Annotated in this window: 14 protein-coding genes and 2 pseudogenes; 3 read left to right on the plus strand and 13 right to left on the minus strand. The window is 68.1% G+C overall.

What is annotated here, in order from left to right:
• Nucleotides 1-11: 11 nt before the first annotated feature.
• The 7 genes from ACVWWN_RS06780 to pdxR form a co-directional block, all read right to left on the minus strand.
• Entirely contained in the window at nt 12-3,230 is a 3,219-nt protein-coding gene (locus ACVWWN_RS06780; protein WP_457143209.1) for an arabinosyltransferase domain-containing protein, read from the minus strand.
• Entirely contained in the window at nt 3,230-5,083 is a 1,854-nt protein-coding gene (locus ACVWWN_RS06785) for a galactan 5-O-arabinofuranosyltransferase (protein ID WP_457143210.1), read from the minus strand. The genes ACVWWN_RS06780 and ACVWWN_RS06785 overlap by 1 nt, the downstream gene beginning before the upstream one ends.
• Nucleotides 5,083-5,865, minus strand: coding sequence for a decaprenylphospho-beta-D-erythro-pentofuranosid-2-ulose 2-reductase (locus ACVWWN_RS06790; RefSeq protein WP_457143211.1), 783 nt, complete (start codon nt 5,863-5,865; stop codon nt 5,083-5,085). The genes ACVWWN_RS06785 and ACVWWN_RS06790 overlap by 1 nt, the downstream gene beginning before the upstream one ends.
• Nucleotides 5,866-7,233: an FAD-binding protein gene (locus tag ACVWWN_RS06795; protein ID WP_457143212.1), complete on the minus strand. Its 1,368-nt coding sequence runs from the start codon at nt 7,231-7,233 to the stop codon at nt 5,866-5,868.
• A 31-nt stretch (nt 7,234-7,264) separates the two neighbouring features.
• Nucleotides 7,265-7,660 carry a GtrA family protein gene (locus tag ACVWWN_RS06800; RefSeq protein WP_457149029.1) on the minus strand — a complete coding sequence of 132 codons (396 nt, stop codon included), beginning with the start codon at nt 7,658-7,660 and terminating at the stop codon, nt 7,265-7,267.
• 100 nt (nt 7,661-7,760) lie between these two features.
• Nucleotides 7,761-8,258: a nitroreductase/quinone reductase family protein gene (locus tag ACVWWN_RS06805; protein ID WP_457143213.1), complete on the minus strand. Its 498-nt coding sequence runs from the start codon at nt 8,256-8,258 to the stop codon at nt 7,761-7,763.
• A gap of 9 nt (nt 8,259-8,267) precedes the next feature.
• Nucleotides 8,268-9,674, minus strand: a complete 1,407-nt coding sequence (pdxR, locus tag ACVWWN_RS06810; protein WP_457143214.1) for a MocR-like pyridoxine biosynthesis transcription factor PdxR — start codon at nt 9,672-9,674, stop codon at nt 8,268-8,270.
• A gap of 49 nt (nt 9,675-9,723) precedes the next feature.
• Here pdxR and ACVWWN_RS06815 point away from each other — a divergent pair, with 49 nt between their 5' ends.
• Both ACVWWN_RS06815 and ACVWWN_RS06820 read left to right on the plus strand, forming a co-directional pair.
• Nucleotides 9,724-10,200, plus strand: coding sequence for a carboxymuconolactone decarboxylase family protein (locus ACVWWN_RS06815; protein ID WP_457143215.1), 477 nt, complete (start codon nt 9,724-9,726; stop codon nt 10,198-10,200).
• Between the two features lie 110 nt (nt 10,201-10,310).
• Nucleotides 10,311-11,078, plus strand: a complete 768-nt coding sequence (locus ACVWWN_RS06820; RefSeq protein WP_457143216.1) for a phosphotransferase family protein — start codon at nt 10,311-10,313, stop codon at nt 11,076-11,078.
• On the opposite strand, the gene ACVWWN_RS06825 is transcribed toward ACVWWN_RS06820, so the two are convergent.
• Together ACVWWN_RS06825 and ACVWWN_RS06830 are read right to left on the minus strand one after the other, a co-directional pair.
• Nucleotides 11,075-11,398: a TFIIB-type zinc ribbon-containing protein gene (locus ACVWWN_RS06825; protein WP_457143217.1), complete on the minus strand. Its 324-nt coding sequence runs from the start codon at nt 11,396-11,398 to the stop codon at nt 11,075-11,077. The genes ACVWWN_RS06820 and ACVWWN_RS06825 overlap by 4 nt on opposite strands.
• Before the next feature lie 40 nt (nt 11,399-11,438).
• Nucleotides 11,439-12,967 (minus strand): annotated as a pseudogene (locus ACVWWN_RS06830) (DUF222 domain-containing protein).
• 165 nt (nt 12,968-13,132) lie between these two features.
• Here ACVWWN_RS06830 and ACVWWN_RS06835 point away from each other — a divergent pair.
• A pseudogene (locus tag ACVWWN_RS06835) lies at nt 13,133-13,552 on the plus strand (pyridoxamine 5'-phosphate oxidase family protein).
• Here ACVWWN_RS06835 and wzm read toward each other — a convergent pair.
• The 4 genes from wzm to ACVWWN_RS06855 are packed head-to-tail and all read right to left on the minus strand — an operon-like array spanning nt 13,553 to nt 16,726.
• Nucleotides 13,553-14,383 (minus strand): galactan export ABC transporter permease subunit Wzm/RfbD, encoded by an 831-nt coding sequence (wzm, locus tag ACVWWN_RS06840; protein WP_457143218.1) that lies wholly within the window; start codon nt 14,381-14,383, stop codon nt 13,553-13,555.
• Nucleotides 14,380-15,333, minus strand: a complete 954-nt coding sequence (glfT1, locus tag ACVWWN_RS06845) for a galactofuranosyltransferase GlfT1 (protein WP_457143219.1) — start codon at nt 15,331-15,333, stop codon at nt 14,380-14,382. The genes wzm and glfT1 overlap by 4 nt, the downstream gene beginning before the upstream one ends.
• On the minus strand, nt 15,326-16,204 hold the full coding sequence (wzt, locus tag ACVWWN_RS06850) for a galactan export ABC transporter ATP-binding subunit Wzt/RfbE (protein WP_457143220.1): 879 nt from the start codon (nt 16,202-16,204) through the stop codon (nt 15,326-15,328). Before wzt ends, glfT1 begins: the two co-directional genes overlap by 8 nt.
• Before the next feature lie 12 nt (nt 16,205-16,216).
• Nucleotides 16,217-16,726 carry a bacterial proteasome activator family protein gene (locus ACVWWN_RS06855; RefSeq protein ID WP_457143221.1) on the minus strand — a complete coding sequence of 170 codons (510 nt, stop codon included), beginning with the start codon at nt 16,724-16,726 and terminating at the stop codon, nt 16,217-16,219.
• Between the last annotated feature and the right edge of the window lie 28 nt (nt 16,727-16,754).

Here is a 16,754-nt window from a genome sequence, read left to right on the forward strand (position 1 = left end):
ATGCGACGGACCTAATGACGAAGCGGTGCCGGGCTCCAGAGTCCGCTACGAGTTGCGGAACCGAGATCCAGCCGCGCCGGCTGCGCATTGGGGTAGTACGGCGTGAGCTGCTGCAACGCTCCCCAGTCCCGAAACCAGTCGTCCTTCAGATAGGTGGGGACGATGGACGCCCGCAGCAGCAGTTCGGTGATGCCGAGCGGGCCGCCGCCGAGGTTGTCCATCACCGGCGAGTTGGCCTCGGCGCCGAACCTGTCGGGCATGATCCGCCACTTCGGCACCTCGACGACGCCGTTCTGGTGGCCGAACGGACGCTGGCACGGAAAGGCCATGCCGACCAGCCAGTCCAGCAGCACCGGGTCCTGGGATCCGACGACCTCCTGCAGGGTGCGCAGCCGCGGGATCCGTGGCGCCGTGATGGCGATCCAGTGCTGCGGGTTCAGGTCGTCGTCGGTGGCGACCAGCCGGATCCGGGTGGCGTCGCGCGGGATCGTGGACAGCGGTACCCGCAGGTTGCGCCAGGCCGGCGAGGCGCCGACATCGGCGAACCCGGCATTACCGGCGGGCTCGCTGTTGGTCGCCTGCTCGCCGGTGGCCCACTGCACGAGCACCTCGCCCGGGTCGAAGCGGCCGGCGGCCGACACCACCAGCAGTGGGCCTGCCTGGTCGCGCGGCGGCAGCTGGTACCACGCAGACCGGAGCACGGCGGGCTGCTGCGTGCCCGACTTCCAGCTGCCCATCACGGGTGTGCGCGCCGGGTCGAGGCCGTAGGGCAGCCGCGCCCGTGAGCCGTTGACGCCCGCCACCGCGGTGGTGCCGCCCTCGGTGCCTGCCTCGCTCTCGTTGACCGTCCTGGTGTCGGTGTCGGCGAAGTTCGCCGCCCCGGGTTGCTCCATGACCGGGTCGGCCGAGATGTCGGACGGAATTCCGTTGGGGCCGAAACCTTCCGCGGTCGCTGCTCCGAGGGCTTCGCCCACCGGAACGCCGATGGGCGACAGCAGGCCTGCGTTGACGTCGCGCTCGACCAGGACGTCCTCGGCCATCCCGCAGGTCTTGCCGGTCAGCGCCTCGAGGTTGGACCGGCCCACGCTCCACGCCGGGTACTGCTCGGTCATCGCCAGGGTCAGCGACAGCACCTCGAACATCACCAGCAGCCACGCGGCGATCGCCAACGGGGACTGCACGATCCGCTGCCGGCGGCGTGGCGGGCCGTCGGGCGGTTTGTCGCGGCCGGAGAAGTGGAACCACGCCGCCACCAGCAGCGCCAGCACCGTCAGCCCCAGTCCGTAGGTGGTGAAGCCGAAGTGCCACTCCGGGAATTGATTCGACCACGGCACGCCGAAGTTCGAGACATACCACCAGCCGTTGACACTCGCGAACGACAACGCCATCACGAACAGCACCGCGGCGGCGAACATCGCCCGGTTGCGGGGGGACTTCATCGCCGCCGACGTGACGGCCACCGCGGCCAGCGCGCCCAGCGAGCCCGCCAACCCGGCGAACACCCCGAAGTGGTGGGTCCACTTGGTGGGGGTGAACATCATCGCCAGGAACGAGATGATCGTGATCCCGACGATGCGGCGGCTCGGGCCGAGCGAGGTGCCGGGAATCCGGCCCTTGCGCAACGCCATTGCGACGGACACCGCCAGCGCAAGCAGCAGGGTGAGCACCGCGAACCGGCGCGCCACCGAACCGTCGGGGCTGGTGGTGAACAGCCGCTCGTAGCGGATGTGTTCGTCGAACCAGCTCAGGCTGGGACCCACGTCGGATTTGAAGGTGCTGGCCTGTAGTTCGCCGATCAACGTCTGATCGCGGAAGATCAGGAAGATGGTGACGGTGCAGGCGGCCAGGATCGGCGCCAGCAGCGCCAGCCGGCCGAAGCGTGAAGTATGCGCCGCAACAATGGTTTTCAGCGGCCCGACCGCCACCAGCAACGCACCGACGGCCGCGATGCCCGTGGGACCGGAGAAGAGCGTGAGCGCGCCGATGATGATGGCGATCGCGACCGGCAGCAATCTGCTGGTGGCCACGCCCCGCTCCACCGAGCACCAGGTGAGCAGGATGCCGAGCGCGATGATCGGTTCGGGCCGCAGGCCGTTGTTCAGCGGCAGCCAGAACGCGAGGAACATACCGGCCGCCGTCCACGCCGCGGCCCGGCTGACCTTCACCGAATGGCCCAGTCGCGGAATGACTTCTCGGCTGATCAACCACCAGCAGGTCAGTGCCATCACCAGCGTGGGCAACCGCACCCAGGCGCTGTTGGTGCTGATGTGCGCCCACAGCGCCAGCAGGTCGTAGTACCAGCCGAACGGCGCCTCCGGCGTGCCGAACCACCGGTAATAGTTGGCCATGTAGCCGGCGTGCTCGGAGACTCGGGCCATGGTCAGGATGTAGCCGTCGTCGGATGTGTTGGCGCCCACGAAGTGCCACCACACCAGCACCGCGGCCACCAGCCCGTCCAGCGGGCCGACCGACCACCACCGGGCCGGCAGGAAGCGCTTGACGCCCCGGCCGTCGGCGGTGTCCAGCACGTGCAGGGCGCCGAGGGCGACGACCGTCATCGCGAGACCGACGATCATCGCCAGTGTCTTCAGCAGCGTCGGCGAACTGCTGTAGCGGGTGTCGAGGGTCGCGGAGAATCGCAGGCCCGGCGGCGCGGGGCCGGTGAGATCGGTGAAGACGCCGACGATCTGAGGGCGGAAGTCGTAGCCGCTGCGTTCGCCGCGCAGCGGGTCGCCGGGGTTATCGCTGTCTGGTCCCTCGACGAGGCCGACGAATTCGCCGGTCACCCTGTCGGCGTGGGCGGTGAAAGTCAGCCGCTGGCAGGCGGGGCTGAGCACCTGGCTCAGCGGCGCGCTGACCACGGGTGTGTTGCGGACGATGACCAGCAGGTCGTTGTTGACCCGCTCCATCAGCAGCCCGCGGTCCACCGCCTTCGGGGCCTGTTTGGGCACCGTCGACAGCAGCACGGTCCTGCCCGGCCCGGTCAGCCCGGCCGCCGCGCTGCACGGCACGGCGATGGTGAGATCGGTGGCCACATAGCCGATCAGCGGCGCGTTGACGCTCTGCAGCACATCGTTCTGCGGCCAGTTCAGCGCGGCTGTCGTCTGGGTGACCGGTAACAGCGGGGTGGCGATCGCCAGCGCGGCCCCGAGCAGCCCGGCCACTATTGCGATGAGTCGCGCGGTTCGGTGGTTACTGCCCGCGGCGATCACGGGGGTAGATGCTGCCATCAGGGCTTCCTGATCGCCAGCACGAACGGACCGACCTTCGAGACGTCGAAGCGCGGGTCGTCGAACAACGCCTCGTCCAGCGCCACGTGATAACGGCGAACGTTGGGCTGGTTGGGATACACGTCGGAGGCCAGCCGCAGGGTGTAGGTGTCGTCGGCGCCGCGGCGCATCAGGAACACGGTCGGCGGCCGCCACGGAAGCCTGTCGAGCGCGCCGATGAACGCGTCGGCATCGGTCAGGGTGGCCCAGTCCTGGATCGCGGCGGCCCGCTTGTCGAACTGGGCCAACGGGTTGGCGTAGTGCGACGTCAGTCCCTGGAAGCCGTAGTAGGGGTAATACGACAGGAAGCTGTAGTCGGCGGTGAGCACCACGGTGTCGTTGCGCGGCCGGCCCGTCAACTCCTGGATCTTGGCGTCGATCTCGCGGTAGTACTGCTCGGCGCCGGGCGGTCGCCGGTCGGCCCGCAGGCCGTCGCCGTCGGTGTCGGTGTAGGCGACGGTGATATCGCTGCGCAGCACGTCGGGGATGTCCTGGCTGAATGTCAGCGCGCCGATCGCACCGAGTGTGGTGGCGGCCGCGACCACCCGGCGTGAGTTCTCGGGCCTGACCCGGGCGGTCACCATGCCCGCCGCCTCGATGAAGCCGAACGCGCCGGCCGCCGTCAGCAGCACACTGAGCGTCGGCTGCAGCCGGAACGACAGCAGCGTCGTGCCGACCAGCGTGGTCAGCATCGACAGCAGGGACCAGGCGTAGACCGCGAGCACCGCGATGATCAGCGCACCCGCCCGCGTGGAACTGCGGGCGCGGATGACCAGCCAGAGGGTGCCGAGCATGCACAGCGCACCGAGGAGCGTGAAATGCAGCATAGGGAAGGACAATTCGGCGCCGTCGGACGGCAGGTAGTGCTGTGCTGTGCCGGATCCGGCGGGCGAGCCCTTCATCGCCGCCACCAGGTACGGGCCCCACCCGATCAGTAGGAGGGCACCGGCGATGACGGCGATGACCGCAAGCCGCAGCAGTGGCTCGATGCGCCTGCGGGCCACCGCGAGCACCGCCGCCATGATCGCCAGCGTGAATGCGGCGTAGGCGAGCAGCAGCGTGTAGAACAGCCCGGTGCCGCCGAGGAAGACGCCGGTGCCGATCACCGCCGCCCATCCACCCGACCGTGTGCCGCCGCGCAATCCCGACCACGCCAGCACGAACACCGGCGGCAGCAGCACCGCGATGATCGCCGAGTACGGCTCGGCGGGTGAATACGCGAGGGTGGCCGCGGCGGTCGCGGTCGACACGATCAGGGCGTATTCGAAGCGAACCATCCTGGCCCACAACACGAATGCCAGCACCACCGCGATGGTGATCGAGATGATGGCCCACGGTTTGAACATCTCCCACGCGGGGATGCCGGTGAGGTCGGCCAGCCTGCCGCCGATCCAGAACCAGCCCGGCGGGTAGAACGGGGGCAGGCCGTAGTACGTCATATCGTGCAGCGATGCGCTGTCGGCGAGCCGGGTCAAATACTCGGTGCGGAACTGCTGGTCGACCGAGACGCCGTAGAGATAGAGCTTGGTGGCGCCGAGCGGCATGGCCAGCGTGACCACCGAGAAGGCGGACAGGAACAGCAGTGCCCCATAGCGTGCGACCGCGCGGCGACCGCGCCGCCATATCCAGCCGCACGCCAACAGCCCGATGAGGCAGACGGTCTGGCCGACCGTGGTCAGCGCGTGCAACTGGTTCGATGAGTTGTAGGCCGGCCACTCCACCCGGGATATCGCGACCAGGGACACCACCGTGAGCGCCACGGCGATGGCGGCCGCCACCGTCATCTGGCCGATCACGGCCAGCGCGCCGCGCATCAGATGGGAAGCTTGCGGAAGATGGGGCGGGGTATGTGCCGCAACACCATCATCACGTACCTGAACGCCCCCGGCGCCCATACCAGTTCCTTGCCCTTGGCCGATGCCGTGACCGCCAGCTCGGCGACATACTCCTTGTCGACGGTGAACGGCGCTTCCTTGGTGCCCGTGGCCTTCCAGTGCTCGATCGTCGTCCTGGTGCGCACCTGGCCCGGCCTGATGACCAGCACGCGAACCCCGTACTCACGCAGCGCCTCTGAGAGGCCGAGGTAGAAACCGTCGAGTCCGGCCTTGGTGGAGCCGTAGACGAAGTTGGACCGCCGAACCCGCTCACCGGCCGCGGAGCTCATCGCGATGATCTGGCCGAAGCCCTGTGCGCGCATCTTCTCGCCGAGCAGCACCCCGACCGAAACCGCTGCGGTGTAGTTGATCTCGGCGATCTGCACGGCTTTGCGCTGGTTCTGCCAGAGTTCCTCGGCGTCGCCGAGCAGACCGAACGCGACGATCGCGACATCGACATCACCCGCGGCGAAGGCCGCGTCGATCACCTTGGGATGGCTTGCGGTGTCGACCCCGTCGAAGTCGATCAGCTCGACGGACTTGGCGCCCGCCGCCTTCATCTGCGCGACGGCGTTGTCGCGGCCCGGGTGCCCGGCAAGTTCGGCCAGCACGATGCGCGCCGGCGCGTTGCGCAGATATCGCTCGCAGATGGCCAGCCCGATCTCGGACGTGCCCCCGAGCAGCAGAATGGTCTGAGGATTGCCTACGGCGTCTAGCACCATCTAGAGCAGCTCCAAGCGTCGGGCCATGTCGGAGGCGAACACACCATCGGGATCGACCTTGCGGCGCACGGCGATCCACTCGTCGATGCGCGGGTACATGGCGTGGAAGGTATCGGCGGTGGTGCGCGAGTCCTTGGCGGTGTAGAGGCGGCCGCCGAACTCCAGCACCCGGCGGTCGAGTTCGTTGACGAACTCGTTGAGTCCGGGTTTGATCGGGAAGTCGACGCAGACGTTCCAGCCGGGAATCGGAAAACTCAATGGCGCTTGGTTTCCCGGCCCGAACAGCTTGAACACGTTGAGGAACGAATAGTGGCCGGAACGCTGGATGTCGACGATGATGCTCTTGAACTCGTCCACCGCGGCCGTCGGGACGACGAATTGATACTGCAGGAATCCCGCGGGGCCGTAGGCTCGGTTCCACTCGCCGAACATGTCCAGCGGGTGGTAGAACTGCGTCAGGTTCTGCACCTTGCCGCGGTAGGTGCCCGACTTGCGGTACCACAGTTCGCCGATCGGGCCGAAGGTGTACTTGTTGGCCAGCCCGTTGGGCACGATGTCGGGCACGGTGAGCAGTTGCGGCGCATCGAATTTCAGCGGGTTGCGCTGGAGCTTGGGCGGCAGCTGGTGGAGCCGGGCCAGTGAGCCGCGGCTGATCGCGGCGCGGCCCAGCTTCGGGGGTGCGCTGATCGCGTCGAACCACGCGCTGGAATAGGTGTAGTTGTCCTCGCTGCCGTCGCTGTGAATCGCGATGGTTTCGTCGAGGTCCGCGGTGACGTCACCGTCGGCGATGAAGTAGGCCGTCTCGGTGGGTGTCATCTCGACCGTCACGCGCAGGATGATCCCGGTCAGCCCGTTACCGCCGATCGTTGCCCAGAACAATTCGGCGTCCGGGCCGTCCGGGGTCAGCTTCCGGATCTCGCCGTCGGCCGCGAGGAGGTCCATCGATCGGACGTGGTTGCCGAAGCTGCCGGCGCTGTGGTGGTTCTTGCCATGGATGTCACACGCGATGGCGCCGCCGACGGTGACCTGCCGGGTACCGGGCAGCACAGGCACCCACAACCCGAAGGGCAGTGCCGCCCTCATCAGGGCGTCCAGGCTGACGCCGGCGTCCAGGTCCACCAGGCGGGTGTCGCCGTCGATCGAATGGATTCGGCTCAGCGGGGTCATGTCGACGACCAGGCCGCCGCCGTTCTGCGCGTTGTCGCCGTACGAGCGGCCGAGGCCCCTGGCGATGACGCCACGGCCACCGTCTGCGGCCTGTGTGACGGCAGCGACGATCAACTCCTGATCCGGCGTCGACAGCACCTGCGCCACGGTCGGGGCGGTGCGGCCCCAGCCGGTCAGCCGCTGAGTACTGGTCTCGAACATCGTGACGAGGGTACCGCCTGACGCGTTTCGGTCAGCGGAGCCGGAAGATGACCGCCCGCTGGACGATGAAGTTGATCACGGTCGCGGTGCCCTGCGCGATGACGAACGCGACTGGCATGCGCCATGGTTGATTCGCGAATATCTGCAGGCATAGATGGTTGAGCCCGACCTGAACGCTGAACGTCAGTGCGTACAGGACCATGACCGCGATGAACCGGGCGGTGCTGGGCTCGGCCTGGAAGGTCCAGCGCCGATTGATCAGGTAGGCGGTGATCGTGCCCGCGACGAAGCTGATCGCCTTGGCCGGGTCGAAATCGAGGCCGAGTGTGTGCAGCAATACGTAGAGCCCGTAGTCGACTATCGCCGACAGGCCGCCGGTGATGATGAAGCGCCACGCCTGGGTCTTCAGGCTCAGGCTCGGCGACATGGGGGGCTCGGCCACCCGGGCAGCTTACGGCCCGGATGCGGCGAGCGACGTCATGCGGACCGGTGCGGACCTCGAGGATGGCGCCATGCCCACCCGCACTTCAGTCGCGGATGCGATCCAACCGGATCAGCGGGATCGTCCGGTTGCTTGCCCGGACCTCGTAGTCGGCGTAGCCCGCGTACGTGTCCAGGGCCAGTGCCCAGGCCCGCTCACGCGCCGCGGGGTCGGTGATCTCGGTGGCCGTGTACCGGCCGGTGTATTCGCCTGCGAGCACGTCGACCCTCGGGTTGGCCGTGAGATTGCGGTACCAGGCCGGGTTGCCCGGATTGCCGTAGTTCGACGCGATGAGCAACAGTCCGTGTCCGTCGACGGCATACAGCAGAGGATGGGTTCGGGGCAGCCCTGTCTTGGCGCCAATCGTGGTCAGCAGCATGGCGGGTGCCGGGTACACGGTGCTGACCCGGCCGCCGGTGAGCCGGAGCAGGGCGGGGTCGAGCTTCGGCGCGATCTCGCGGACATACCAGTTGCCGGCGGGGGTCCGTGCGAAGGACTCGAGGCCGCGCTCGTAGAGGCTCATGCGGCGGCGTTGGGCAACCATGGCGCGACGCTACAACCCGCTGGCCCTCAACACGCCGCAAAGCGCTTCGATCGCTCCGCCGAACTCGTGGTCGGCGGGCGCGGCGAAGCCGACGACGATGCCGTCCGGGTTCGGGATGTCGTCGCCGGCCGAAGGATGGCGCATCCTCGAGAGGCCGTGCAGGGCGATGCCGGCCTCGCCCGCCCGGCGCAGCACCTCGGCTTCGGCGCCGTCGGGCAGGTTCAGCAGCGTGTTCACCCCCGCGGACAGCCCGCTGATGCCGACGCTGAAACCGGTCAGGGCGTCGACGAGGGTGTCGCGGCGACGGCGGTAGCGGGTGCGCATCCGGCGGATGTGGCGGTCGTACTGGCCGCTGGTGATGAAGTCGGCCATCGTGAGCTGGGCGACGACGTCGACGTAGAACTGTTGTCCGCCCGCCGCCGCGAGCACCGAGTCGATCAGGCCATCGGGCACCACCATCCAGCCCAGCCGCAGCGCCTGGGACAGGCCCTTGCTGGTGGATCCGAGGTAGACGATGCGGTCGGGGCACAGGGGCTGCAGGGCACCGATCGGCTGACGGTCATAGCGGAACTCGCCGTCGTAATCGTCGTCGAGTACGTAACCCCGGGTGCGCCGCGCCCAGTCGACGACGGCGGTGCGCCGCGACGGGTGCAGCGACATGCCCATCGGGCTGTGATGAGCGGGTGTCAGCAGGACGGCGGGCACGTTGAGCTCGTCGAGATCGCCGATCACCGCGCCCCGCTCGTCGACGCCGATGGGCACCGTCGTCTCGCCCAGCGCTGTGATCGCGTCGCGAAAGATGAAGAGGCCGTACGCTTCTACGGCAATCGGTGCCCGCACCACCCGGGTCAGGAGTTCGACGCCGTGGCGTACCCCGGCGCATACGACGATCGACTCGGGTGTCGTGCGGACACCGCGCACCCTGGCCAGATATTCGGCGAGAGCCTCACGGAGTTCCGGCCTGCCGCGGGGGTCGCCCATGCGCAGCGCCTCGGTCGGCGCGGCGGTCAGTGCGCGGCGGGTTGACGCCGCCCACTCGTGGCGGGGGAACTCCGAGACATCCGGCGTACCGGGCATCAGGTTGTGCACGGGCGCGGCGTGTACGCGGCGGGGTCGGGCGGGCCGTTCGGCGCCGCCGGAGTTGACCACCCAGGTGCCCGCGCCCTGCCGCGACGCGAGCCAACCCTCGGCGACGAGTTCGGCGTAGGCCTCGGCGACGGTGTTGCGGGCCAATCCCAGGTCGGCGGCCAGGGTGCGGGACGGTGGCAACATGGTCCCGGCCGCCAGCCGGCCGGACCGCACCGCCTCGCGCAGGGCGCTGAGCAGCAATTCCCGCGCGCCACGCGCGCCAGGGGTGATCGTTTCCCGCAGATCGAGATGAAGGTCGCGGCTACCGAGATTGGCCCATGAATCCATGGTTCGATTGAACCACGGTGATGGGACTTTCGGCACTAGCGTTGATGGCATGACGCAAACACTGGAAACCCAGGCCGCCGCCGAGCGGATCAAGATCTACAAGACCTCGCCCGAGCTGTTCGACGCGATGATGGCCCTGAGCAACGCCTCGAAACTGGACGTCGATCCAGAGTTGGGCGAGCTGATCAAGATTCGCGCGTCGCAGATCAACCACTGCGCCTTCTGCCTCGACATGCATCTGCGCGACGCCCGCAAGCACGGGGTCAGCGAGCAGAAGCTCGACCTGCTCGCCGCGTGGGAAGAGGCGGGCCAGCTCTTCAGCGAGCCGGAGCGGGCGGCGCTGGCGCTGACCGAAGCCATCACCGAACTCGGCGACGGGCACGTCCCCGATGACGTGTACGCGCGGGCGGCGGCGGTTTTCACCGATCGTGAATTGGGTCAGGTCATCGCGATGGCTGTCACCATCAATGCGTGGAATCGCATCAACGTGACCATTCGCCTCGAACCGCGCGCATCGCTGAGCTGATCCCGACCGAACTCGCCCGGGGTGATCGCGATGGCGCTGACCATCAACGTGTGGACCGCATCGGCGTCACCCCGCGGCTGCCGTTGCCGGAGCGCTAATACGGTCGAGGGATGCATACCCGGTCCGGTGCCGAGATCGTCGTCGAGGGCGACGTGGTCTACAAGCTGCACCGGCCGGGCACCGACCCGAGAGCACTGGCGGTCCGGCTCCGCGCCGCGGGGGAGTCGGACGCCCTGCTGTCACCGATCGACACGGTGCCCGAACAAGTCGGCACGCGTCGGCGCACCCGATGGCCGCGCGTGAAAGTGATTGTGCCACAGCCGGAATACGTGCCTTGGGCTGAGGCGGGCCGGCTATTGGCGGGCCTTCACCGCGAGCCCATCGCGAGACGGATGCCGCCGCACGGCTGGCCGCAACGGCTGAGGCGGACCGCGTCTTACGTCCGTGACGCGGATGCGCTGACCATTCGTCGCGCCGCCGCTGAACTCCCCGCCGAGGTGTGGCGGGCGGGATCGCCGGTCCGCCCCTCGACTCTCGTGCATGGCGACTGGCATCCGGGCCAGTTGGGGCGTCGGTCGAATTTCGCGCCGTGGACGCTGCTCGATGTCGACGATCTGGGCGCCGGGGATCCGGTGTGGGATCTTGCGCGCCCGGCCGGATTCTGGGCCGCCGGCCTGCTGCCCGACGACGCCTGGGCCGTATTCATCGACGCTTACCGCGACGCGGGCGGACCCGCCCTGCCGGACACGGACCCGTGGCCGGTGCTCGAACCATTCGCCCGCGCTGCGGTCGTTCATGCGGCAGCGGCCGGCGTCGCCCATCGGGACGAGGACGAAACGCAGGCCGCACTCGTCGCGTGCTGCGCCCGGATGCGCTAGCTGGAGAAGAACAGCCGGCCGAAGCCTTGCTTGCGGTAGTGCTTGTTGCCTCGGTGGCCCCAGCCCGGACCGTAGTCGTAGCCGTGTTGTACGGGCGGTGGGGGCGGCGGCGCTGCTTGGACGAACCGGTTTTCCATCTGGGTGAGCGACTCGAGTTCGCCGAAGTCCAGGAAGATGCCCCGGCAGGTGTCGCACTGCTCCAAGTGGATGCCGTTCCGTTCGTAGGTCTTCATGACACCGGCGCACTTCGGACACAGCAGCGCATTGCCAGGATTGGGTCCTACGGACGTCGACGGGGGTTCGTATGGCGGGATGCTCATATCGGCATAACGGCCGAGCAGCCTGTGAAGTGCCTACGAGTTAGAAGGGTGGGGGCTTGTTGTGTTCGGCGGCGTGCTCGTTGTTGAGTCGGCGTTGGGCTTGGATGCGGTGGGCGCGGTTCTGTGCACGGGTGCGGGTGCGTCGGGGCATGGCCAGTCCGCGGCTTGGTGGATCTGGGGGCATATCGACCCGCGCGATGGGTGCGGTGGGTGTGCACAGGGTTGGGAACAGAGCCGGCTGCCGGGGTGGGTGGTGTAGGCCTGACCGCTGGGGGCTGTCCATTGCACGGTGCCGTCGGGTAGCTGGCGGTCCGACCAGTCCCAGAACGTTTTGAGCAGGTGGTGTTTTCGGCATAAACATTTCAGGTTCGAGGCGCAGGTCGGGCCGGCCGGGTAGGCGATGGTGTGGTCGAGGTCGCAGATGTAGGCGGGTTCCTCACAGCCCGGGAACCGGCACGTCAGATCCCGGCAGCGCACGAAATCGGCCAACGCCCGCGACGGGGTGTAGCGCGGTTCGGGCCCCGCGGCGCCGGGATGGACCAGCCGCCGGAGGGTGGCCGCGCCGGCCACCTTGGCCGCCAGCAGCGGCGGGGGCAGCAGCCCACCGCCCACGATCACCGCCGGGCTGGTATGCGCGGTTGCGCTCGGGGCCGGCGGGGCCGGCTCGGTCAGCGCCTCGGCCGGGGTCTGCTCCCGCAGCGGGACCGCGGCCTCCGGCGCCGGCGGGGCCCCGTCGAGTAGGGCCGGGGTGTCGTCGGTCAGGCTGTCGGCCTCGGCGATCACATGCACCACCACCGCCGCCGCCGATGGGCCGCCCCCGCCGCCGGCCGGGCACGCCGTCGCCCCGCACAGGCAGGCGAGGTGGTCCTGGCCGCGGCCCAACGCGCCCAGCGCGTCGGCGCGGCGCTGCTGGCCGGTGCGCGGATCCGCGGCGCACACCGCGGCGGCCATCACCGCCAGACGCTGATCCAGCACCGCGGCGTCCGGGGCGAACAACACCCCCTCCACCCCGGCCGTGCCGGCACCCCCCGCACCGTCGAGCACGTCGAAGTGCCGGCCCCGGGCCCGGCGTTCCCACCGCCGCAGCGCCTGCCGGTCGTGACGGTCCACCAGTTCATCGAGGGCCCGCTCGGTCCTGGCCACCGACCACGGCCCCCACCCCACGGCCTGAGCGGCGATCTCGATGTCGACCTTGGCCCGCGCATCCGGGTCGGTGATCAGGGCGGTGCGGTAGACGATGGTGTGGACCAGCCGAGCAGAAATCAGTCCGGCGGTGAACACCTCACCCACCCGCGGCAACCGCTCCCGCAGCACCCAGGCCAGCGTCAGCTGATGCGAGGCCACCCCCAACGACACATTGAACGCCGCGCCGATCTCGGCGCACACCGCATCCCAATTGTCCAGACACCACTGCTCGCGCTCGGCGCTGCCCTCGGCGCCCCACCGCCGCGCGAGCCCATCGGCCATCGCCGCCAGCTTGCGGGCGCACGCCGCGTTCTCCACCCGCGCCCACGCCCCCACCACACCGCCACCCGGCACACTGGCCGCCGCCACCAACTCATCGAACACACGATCGAATCTAGGCGCACACCACGACGAAAACACCCGACCAACCACCAGCCTGTGCATAGAAACACCACTGGGGATAACGCTAAACCCAAGGCGTCTTTTGTCACCGGCACCGAGTCCGATCTGCCCTTCCGGAGCAACGACCGCTGAGACGATCCCCGAAGCATGTCATCGACATCGATTGAACCCGTCGTCAATCTGAAGGACGACGATTGCTGGCGGCTCATGTCCGGCGTCTCGCTAGGCAGGCTGATCACCACCCCAGGTGGGTACACCGAGATCTTTCCGGTCAATTTCGTCCTGTAGAACCGGAGCGTCCTCTTCCGCACAGCAGAGGGCAACAAATTGTTGGGCGCCGTCGTGAACAACCAGGTTCTGTTTGGAGGTCGATGACCATAACGTGGTCGAGGCCTGGAGCGCGGTGGTGCGGGGCACCGCGCGCGTGCTCGGCACTTCGGCGGACATCCGGCGCGCCGAAGCCCCGCATCTATACCCGTGATCGCTACCGCCAAGCCGCACTTCGTGCGCATCACGCCGCCGTCGGTGACGGGCCGACGCGTCGTGTTCGGACCCGAGCCCGCCTGACTAGACCCAGTACGGCACGCGCGCCCGGTACTGACGCATCGCGAATGCGGCCAGTATCCAGCCGATCACCGTGAGCGCCAGGACCACCACCCAGTGGTGCACCTCCTGATCCGCGCCCAGCAGCGGGGCCCGCACGATGTCGAGATAGTGCAGCAGCGGGTTGAGTTCGACGATCCGGGCATACGCGCCCGCACCCTGCTGCTGCAGCGTCGACTCGTTCCAGATGATGGGTGTCATGAAGAACAGCAATTGCACGATGCTGAACAGCAGCGGGCTGATATCGCGGTACCGCGTGGCCAGAATGCCGAAACACAGTGACACCCATATGCAATTCAGCACGATCAGGCCCAGTGCGGGTATCACCGCGAGGTCGGTCCACTTCCACGGCTTCGGGTAGATGATCGCGATCACCACAAAGATGATCATGTTGTGACCGAACAGGATGATCTGCCGCCACACCAACCGGTAGACGTGCACCGACAGCGGCGTCGGCAGCTGCTTGATCAAGCCCTCGTTCGCCACGAACACGTCGGCGCCCTCGAGGATGGAGGCATTGATCAGGTTCCAGACGATCAACCCCATGGTGACGTACGGAAGATGTTCGGCCAGTTCAAGCTTGAAGAGCTTCGAGTACAGCAGCCCCATCGCGACGGCGGTGGCGCCGGTGGCGATCGTGATCCAGAAGGGGCCGAGCACGGAACGGCGATAGCGCTGCTTGATGTCCTGCCAGCCCAGGTGCAGCCACAGCTCACGCTTGCCGAAGCCCTCGCGTAAGTCGCCCCAGGCGCGGCCCATCGTCCTGGACTGCGCGGCGGCATCGGTGAACGTCATCTGCCCTCTATCCCGTCGCTTCGCTCGCCAAGGTCCTCTATCCTGTCGCTTCTCTCGGCCCGGCCGAACATTTCGCGTCTGCCCAAGCGCCGCAACCGGATCCACTCACGCAGACCGGCGGGGTCACGCCGGGACACCAGAAAGAACCAGCCGAACCGCAACCACTCCTGCGGCAGCAGTTTCCGCAGACCGGGCTGTGACATCAGATAGCCACGGTTGCGATAGGTGAAGTAGCGCTTCGTCTCATCGTCCGGATACTGCGTGTGCATCCGGCCGCCGAGGATCGGCTTGAACTCGTCGCCACCCTGCGGGTGCAGATACTTGGCGGTCAGGCAGGTGCCGAACGGCAGGCCGGACCGCACCAGGCGCCGGTGCAGCTCGACCTCATCGCCGCGCACGAACAATCGGATATCCGGCACGCCAACAGCTTCCAGCGTCGACGCGCGGAACAGCGCGCCGTTGAACAACGACGCGATGCCGGGCAGCAGGTCACCGACACCGCCGCTGTGCAGTTCACTCACCCGTCGCCGCCAGGCGAGCCCGCGCCGCAGCGGGAACGCCAACCGGTCCGGGTCGGTCATATCGCAGACCATCGGTGACACCTCGGCCAGCCCGTGTGTCTCGGCGCAGGCGAGGAGCCTGCTCAGCACGTTGGGGCCCTCGGGCCGCCCGTCATCGTCGGCCAGCCACACCCAGTCTGCGCCCTGCGCCAGTGCGTGCAGCATGCCCAGAGCGAAACCGCCTGCGCCGCCGAGGTTTCGACGCGAGCCGAGGTACGTGGTCGGGATCGGTTGAGTGGCAACGAGTTTGGCGACGTGCGAGTCGTTGTCGTTGTCGATGACGACCAAGTGATCCGGGGCGCGGGTCTGGGTGCTCAGTGCGTTCAGCGACTTGGCCAGCTCGTCGGGGCGCCGGTGCGTGACGACGACGGCGCACACCGCGTCAGTCATCGGCGCTCGCGGTCTGCGCCGAGCCGGGCTGCTCCGACCAGTCGCCTCTTGAGTCCTCTGTCGGCGACCAGTCGCCTCGGTGCTCCTCGAGGACCTCGCGCACATGCCGGGCCGCGTCCTCGCCCTCGTAGGCGCGGACCACGTCCTCGATGCCGCCCGTCATCTTGATGGTCCCGTGGTCGATCCACATCGCCGTCTTGCACAGTCGGGCGAGGAACTCGTTGGAGTGGCTGGCGAAGACAAGGATCCCGGACCGTTCGACGAGGCTCTGCAGCCGCGCCTGCGCCTTCTTGAGGAAGTCGGCGTCCACCGCGCCGATGCCCTCGTCCAGCAGCAGGATCTCGGGGTCGATGCTCGTCACCACGCCCATCGCCAGGCGCACCCGCATACCGGTGGAGTAGGTGCGCAGCGGCATCGACAGGTAGTCGCCGAGCTCGGTGAACTCGGCGATCTCATCCACCTTGGCCAGCATCTGTTTTCGCGTCTGCCCGAGGAACAGGCCGCGGATGATGATGTTCTCGAAGCCGGAGATCTCCGGGTCCATGCCGACACCGAGGTCGAAGACGGGGGCCACCCGCCCGTTCACCCTGGCCACCCCGCGGGTGGGCTCATAGATCCCGGACAGCAGCCGCAACAGCGTCGACTTCCCCGCGCCGTTGTGTCCGACCAGCCCGACCCGGTCGCCGAGCTCCAGTGACATCGTCACGTCCCGCAGTGCCTCGATGACCACGACGTTGGATTCGTTGCGTCCGATCGCGCCGCCGGCCTTGCCGAGGAACGCCTTCTTCAGCGAGCGCGTCTTGGCATCGAAGATAGGGAACTCCACCCACGCGTTCTGGGTCTCGATGTGCGGGTGAAAGGGGCCTGTCATGTGGATGCAGGTTTACAGGTACTGCCCGGTGCCGGGAACCGACGGTCCGCCGCGCTGTCCCTGCGGACCCACGCCGGGGGGAAGCGCGCCGCGCATCTGCTCCAGCTGCTGACGCGCGGCCATCTGCTGCGCGAACAGCGCCGTCTGGATGCCGTGGAACAACCCTTCCAGCCACCCGACCAGCTGGGCCTGGGCGATCCGCAGTTCGGCGTCGGACGGCACACCGTCCTCGGTGAATGGCAGCGTCAACCGCTCGAGCTCCTCGCGTAGTTCCGGCGCCAATCCGCCCTCGAGCTCACGAATGCTGGTCCGGTGGATCTCACGCAGTCGCGTGCGGCTGGCATCGTCGAGCGGTGCTGCCCTGACCTCCTCCAGCAGCTGCTTGATCATGGTGCCGATGCGCATGACCTTCGCCGGCTGCTCGACAAGGTCGGTCAACGACTTGCCGTCGGCATCCTGGTCGAGCGGTCCTTCATCGCTGCCGATGATTTCGATGTTGTCGTCGTCGGTGTTGCTAGACATGTCTCTTGAGCTCCCCAGCTTTACTCTT

The sequence above is a fragment of the Mycobacterium sp. URHB0021 genome (assembly GCF_054057895.1).

Coding starts and splice junctions, on each gene's coding strand:
- ACVWWN_RS06855 (WP_457143221.1), bottom strand. CDS start 16,726: ATGTCTAGCAACACCGACGACGACAACATCGAAATCATCGGCAGCGAT.
- pdxR (WP_457143214.1), bottom strand. CDS start 9,674: ATGGATTCATGGGCCAATCTCGGTAGCCGCGACCTTCATCTCGATCTG.
- ACVWWN_RS06780 (WP_457143209.1), bottom strand. CDS start 3,230: ATGGCAGCATCTACCCCCGTGATCGCCGCGGGCAGTAACCACCGAACC.
- wzm (WP_457143218.1), bottom strand. CDS start 14,383: ATGACGTTCACCGATGCCGCCGCGCAGTCCAGGACGATGGGCCGCGCC.
- ACVWWN_RS06815 (WP_457143215.1), top strand. CDS start 9,724: ATGACGCAAACACTGGAAACCCAGGCCGCCGCCGAGCGGATCAAGATC.
- ACVWWN_RS06825 (WP_457143217.1), bottom strand. CDS start 11,398: ATGAGCATCCCGCCATACGAACCCCCGTCGACGTCCGTAGGACCCAAT.
- ACVWWN_RS06800 (WP_457149029.1), bottom strand. CDS start 7,660: ATGTCGCCGAGCCTGAGCCTGAAGACCCAGGCGTGGCGCTTCATCATC.
- ACVWWN_RS06785 (WP_457143210.1), bottom strand. CDS start 5,083: ATGCGCGGCGCGCTGGCCGTGATCGGCCAGATGACGGTGGCGGCCGCC.
- ACVWWN_RS06790 (WP_457143211.1), bottom strand. CDS start 5,865: ATGGTGCTAGACGCCGTAGGCAATCCTCAGACCATTCTGCTGCTCGGG.
- ACVWWN_RS06820 (WP_457143216.1), top strand. CDS start 10,311: ATGCATACCCGGTCCGGTGCCGAGATCGTCGTCGAGGGCGACGTGGTC.
- glfT1 (WP_457143219.1), bottom strand. CDS start 15,333: ATGACTGACGCGGTGTGCGCCGTCGTCGTCACGCACCGGCGCCCCGAC.
- ACVWWN_RS06795 (WP_457143212.1), bottom strand. CDS start 7,233: ATGTTCGAGACCAGTACTCAGCGGCTGACCGGCTGGGGCCGCACCGCC.
- wzt (WP_457143220.1), bottom strand. CDS start 16,204: ATGACAGGCCCCTTTCACCCGCACATCGAGACCCAGAACGCGTGGGTG.
- ACVWWN_RS06805 (WP_457143213.1), bottom strand. CDS start 8,258: ATGGTTGCCCAACGCCGCCGCATGAGCCTCTACGAGCGCGGCCTCGAG.